This is a genomic window from Shewanella sp., assembly GCF_051658185.1.
In the GTDB taxonomy this organism is placed as follows: domain Bacteria; phylum Pseudomonadota; class Gammaproteobacteria; order Enterobacterales; family Shewanellaceae; genus Shewanella.
Genome location: NZ_JBOFMC010000196.1, coordinates 1 through 4,688 on the forward strand (window position 1 = coordinate 1; position 4,688 = coordinate 4,688).

The following is a 4,688-nucleotide window of genomic DNA, read 5'->3' on the forward strand; positions in this document are numbered from 1 at the left end:
AAGCAACGCCGCATTGCCAGTTTTACCAGCTACGGCATGACCGAAATGGGCTCACAGATCACCACCGGCCCAGCGTTAAGCGATGGGAGCAGCGGTAAATTGTTACCAAATCGCGAGCTTAACATTGTCGATGGGGTGATTTGGGTTCGCGGCAAGTGTTTGTTTTTGGGCTATCTTAGCCCCGAAGGGATTGAGCGCCCGCTTGATGCCGCTGGCTGGTTTTATACCAAGGATCGAGGTGAGTGGGATGCCAATGGCAACCTTAGGATCCTCGGTCGCGTTGATAATATGTTTATCAGCGGCGGCGAAAACATTCAGCCCGAGGAAATTGAAGCGGCACTGAAACAACATCCACTGATTGATGATGCGATTGTCTTTCCCGAGCCCGACACCACCTTTGGCCATTTGCCTGCCGCCATCGTGCGCGGCCAACTCACCCAACAACTGTCCACAATCGCCGCCGAACTGGAGCCATTTCTCGCTGACAAAATCGCCCGCTTTAAACGCCCTCGTCGCTATTACGCATGGCCAGAAGATACCGCGCAAACCGGGTTAAAGGTCAATCGCGCCAAGCTAATCAAGCAACTCAAGCAGACTGGCGAGGCAAAGGGTGACTGTAGCAGATCGAATATCAAGGATAAGACTCAGCTAACGAGCTAAGCTTCTGATGTGACGCGCTCAAGCTCGCGGCCTAAGGTTGACGTTATCAGCGCTAACAATATGAATAAAATGATAATTTTAGTGAGCAGCAGGCGAGAACGCAGCGCTCACACCTTTGCCCCAAACGCTCTTGGCTGGTGTATCGCGCCCCGATAATGAACCCCATAACAGTGCATCATGACAATGTGCCATAGCAATGCGCCATAACAATGTGCCATAACAATCCCCCACCATCACAATGCGCCACAAAAAAACCTGCCGCAGCAGGTTTTTTTTACCGCCCAACGCTGGGCGATGGGCTCGGGGTAACGATTAGGCTTCCATGCAGGCTTTGAGCTTATTCATGGCATTTTTTTCAAGTTGACGAATACGCTCCGCCGACACTTGATAGGTTTCAGCCAGTTCCTGCAGGGTGGTTTTATCATCATCCAGCCAGCGGGCACGCAGAATATGCTGGCTACGCTCATCTAAGGTTTTGATGGCTGACAATAAGCGCCCTTGGGCATTGGATTCCCAATTGGCGTTTTCGATGTTTTCCGCGAGATCAGAGGAATGATCTTCAAGATAATGCACTGGGGCAAAATCCTGCTCATCATCGTTATCGCTAGCCAAATCAAATGCCGGATCCTGCGCCGCCATCCGCGATTCCATCTCGGTCACATCCGCCTTAGATACGCCAAGATTTTCAGCCACCATCGTCACTTCTTCATCGCTAAACCACCCTAAGCGGGTTTTGGCTTTACGGATATTAAAGAACAGTTTGCGTTGAGCTTTAGTGGTAGCCACTTTAACAATGCGCCAGTTTTTCAGCACATATTCATGAATTTCAGCTTTGATCCAGTGTACCGCAAAGGAGACGAGGCGTACGCCGACATCGGGATCGAAACGCTTAACGGCCTTCATCAATCCAATATTACCTTCTTGGATTAAATCGGCTTGTGGTAAGCCATAACCTGAGTAGCCCTTAGCCACGTGCACCACAAAACGTAAGTGCGACATAATCAGTTGCTTGGCCGCTTGCAGATCACCGGTTTCCTGCAAACGCTTGGCTAATTCATACTCAGCCTCTGCATCCAACATGCTAATGCTGGTCACAGAATGAATATAAGCCTCTAAACTACTGCTGCCCTGAGGGACCGTCAGTGCCATTGATTGCGTTTGAAAGGTCATTCGCGCTCCTACTTTACTTGCTAATACTTATCAAATATAAGTCAATTTGACTCTTGGGTGCTCACTCAACTGCCCCAAGAATAAGCTGACGAACTATCGGCTAATTGACAGAGTATGTCAACCTTAGCCCGTCGTGAGGGATAGTTTTAATCCCGCTCAATAGACATTGCAAGTGAACAAAAGTTCATCGATATCGGGATCCATCCTGATTAAGTTTAGGCGATGGATGCCAGTTATCACTGTCTAAGAGGGCTCAATTGCCCGTAAATGTTGTCGCACTGAGAGGTATGAACCGAGCCAACCGAGAAAAGAGGCCAAGCCAACTAATTGGAATAATTCCATAATCGTGAGCGATTTCATTTGCAGTTGGCTGCCGTACAAACCGAGCAGCTGGGCAAGGGCGGAGTCGAGATACCACACCAATAAGTTAATGATGCCCCATGCCAATATGCCGCCAATCACACCATACCAAATCCCAGTGTAGAGGAACGGCCGCTGGATAAACGACTCGGTGGCACCGACCAATTTCATCACCTCAATTTCAGAACGGCGATTCATGATCGCCAGCCGAATAGTATTGCCGATGACTAACACCACCGCCAGCACCAATAGCGCCGCGATGGCCATCACTGTGCGCTCGAGTAAGCGCACCACCGCTTGCAAGCGCTCAAGCCACTCAATATCTAATCGCCCAAAACTAATTTCGGGCTCGCGCTCTAGCTTAGCCAACAATTCTCTGGCACCTATGGGCGTAGAGTATCTCGCCATGGGCGTGACAGTGACAACTGCCGGCAGCGGATTTTTATCGAGGTAAGTCAACGCCTCGCCAAAACCCGAAAGCCGCTGAAACTCCTCCAGAGCCTGATTGCGATCGATATACTGCACATTATCCACCTCGGGATAAGTGCGAATGCGTGTTAACAGACTTTGGATGGTTTGCTCGCTACGATTTTCATCAATAAATAATGAAATCTCCGCGGCACTATTCCACGAGCTAGTAATAGTTTCGGCATTTTTAACTAACACCTGCAAGGCGGCGGGCAGACTTAAACTGACCCCGAGCACCGCCATGGTCATCACCGATGACACTGGGTTGCGCCATAATTCTCCCATACTCGCCATGGCTTGCTGGGCATGGCGAATAAAAAACATCACGATGCGCCCCGAGATGGGCAATTTACTGCGCGTCAGCTTAGCGTTGTCACTCATAGGCCTTCCCTCCTTGGTGTCGCCATCTTAGTGTGTATGCCTTGGTGCAACTCCTGCGCCCCTACCATACGGCCTTGTTTTAGCGTAAACGTGCGATATTTCATCCGCGCGATTAAACCAAGATCATGGGTCGCGATCAACACGCTAGTACCTGCATCATTAAAGGTTTCAAACAGACGCAGAATATCCATCGACAATTTAGGATCGAGGTTGCCGGTAGGCTCATCCGCGAGTAACAGCGGCGGTTTATTAACAATCGCGCGGGCAATACCTACCCGTTGCTGCTCGCCACCAGAGAGCATGATGGGGTTGTGGCGCTCTTTGCCATATAACCCCACCATATCAAGCGCTCCTGCGACCCGTTTACGGATCTCACCATGGGAAAAACCTTCGATCACTAAGGGCAGCGCGACGTTATCAAACACGCTGCGATCCATCAGTAAATGATGACTTTGAAAGATCATACCAATATTGCGCCGTAAATAAGGCACATGTTTAGGGCTGATCTTGGCGATATCATGACCGTTAATTGCCACACGCCCGGTGGTTGCCCGCTCAATGACAGTGATCAATTTCAGCAGCGTACTTTTACCCGCGCCCGAATGGCCGGTTAAAAATGCCATTTCACCTTGTTGTAGATGAAAATTCACATCTTCCAGCGCCATTTGGCCGCCAGGATAAATCTTACTGACCTGCTGAAAATCAATCATAAATTAGCTATCCGCTTTTTCTTGAGTAAACAAGGCATCGATAAATTCTTTCGCATTAAACGCACGCAAATCATCAATTTGCTCGCCGACACCAATATAGCGGATCGGGATATTAAATTTATCGGCAATGGCAAACACTACCCCACCTTTGGCAGTTCCATCTAACTTGCTGATGGTGATCCCCGTCACCCCCACCGCCTCTTGGAAGAGCTGTGCTTGGCTAATCGCGTTTTGACCTGTGCTCGCATCCAGCGTTAGCATCACTTCATGGGGCGTGGCAGGATCGAGTTTTTTCATCACCCGCACCACTTTCTTTAATTCTTCCATCAAATGGGATTTATTTTGTAAACGCCCAGCGGTATCGGCGATCAACACATCGATCTTACGCGCCTTCGCGGCTTGCAGGGCATCAAACAGCACCGAGGCACTGTCGGCTCCCGTGTGCTGCGCTACCACGGTAATGTCGTTGCGCTGGCCCCATACCTGCAGCTGCTCAACGGCGGCGGCGCGAAAGGTATCACCGGCCGCCAGCATGACTGACTTGCCTTGGCGCTGATATTGTTTGGCCAGTTTGCCGATGGTGGTCGTTTTACCGACGCCATTGACACCCACCATCAAGATCACAAACGGACCTGTGGCATTTTCAGGCACCAGAGGAATCGCCACGGGATCGAGGGTCTTTTGCATTTCATCCCGTAATAATTCGTACAAGGCTTCGGCGTCTTTTAATTGTTTACGCGATGCATGCTCGGTCAACTTATTGATTAATTTAGTGGTAGTTTCAACGCCTACATCAGCAATCAACAATTGCTCTTCAAGTTCTTCAAACAGATCGTCATCGATTTTTTTGCCACGAAATAAACCGATAAAGCCACTGCCGATATTTTCACTGGTACGCATCAAACCGCGTTTAAGACGGGCAAATAACCCCTCTTTAAC

At 49.6% G+C, this 4,688-nt stretch carries 5 protein-coding genes; 1 reads left to right on the plus strand and 4 read right to left on the minus strand.

All coding sequences use genetic code 11. The annotated features are described in order from the left end of the window. The coding region (locus ACRCZA_RS07835; protein ID WP_438673895.1) for an AMP-binding enzyme at positions 1 to 660 on the plus strand (660 nt) is incomplete at its 5' end. Between the two features lie 312 nt (positions 661 to 972). Here ACRCZA_RS07835 and rpoH read toward each other — a convergent pair. The 4 genes from rpoH to ftsY form a co-directional block, all read right to left on the minus strand. Next, positions 973 to 1,830 (minus strand): RNA polymerase sigma factor RpoH, encoded by an 858-nt coding sequence (gene rpoH / locus ACRCZA_RS07840; RefSeq protein ID WP_438673896.1) that lies wholly within the window; start codon positions 1,828 to 1,830, stop codon positions 973 to 975. 243 nt (positions 1,831 to 2,073) lie between these two features. Next, positions 2,074 to 3,039, minus strand: a complete 966-nt coding sequence (ftsX, locus tag ACRCZA_RS07845) for a permease-like cell division protein FtsX (protein WP_438673897.1) — start codon at positions 3,037 to 3,039, stop codon at positions 2,074 to 2,076. Next, positions 3,036 to 3,749, minus strand: coding sequence for a cell division ATP-binding protein FtsE (ftsE, locus tag ACRCZA_RS07850; RefSeq protein WP_438673898.1), 714 nt, complete (start codon positions 3,747 to 3,749; stop codon positions 3,036 to 3,038). The genes ftsX and ftsE overlap by 4 nt, the downstream gene beginning before the upstream one ends. Before the next feature lie 3 nt (positions 3,750 to 3,752). Next, positions 3,753 to 4,688: signal recognition particle-docking protein FtsY (gene ftsY, locus ACRCZA_RS07855; protein WP_438673899.1), on the minus strand; the 936-nt coding region annotated here is incomplete at its 5' end.

What these genes read in the sequence shown, in the direction of transcription:
- ftsE (WP_438673898.1), bottom strand. Translation starts at nt 3,749, where the DNA reads ATGATTGATTTTCAGCAGGTCAGTAAGATTTATCCTGGCGGCCAAATG.
- ftsX (WP_438673897.1), bottom strand. Translation starts at nt 3,039, where the DNA reads ATGAGTGACAACGCTAAGCTGACGCGCAGTAAATTGCCCATCTCGGGG.
- rpoH (WP_438673896.1), bottom strand. Translation starts at nt 1,830, where the DNA reads ATGACCTTTCAAACGCAATCAATGGCACTGACGGTCCCTCAGGGCAGC.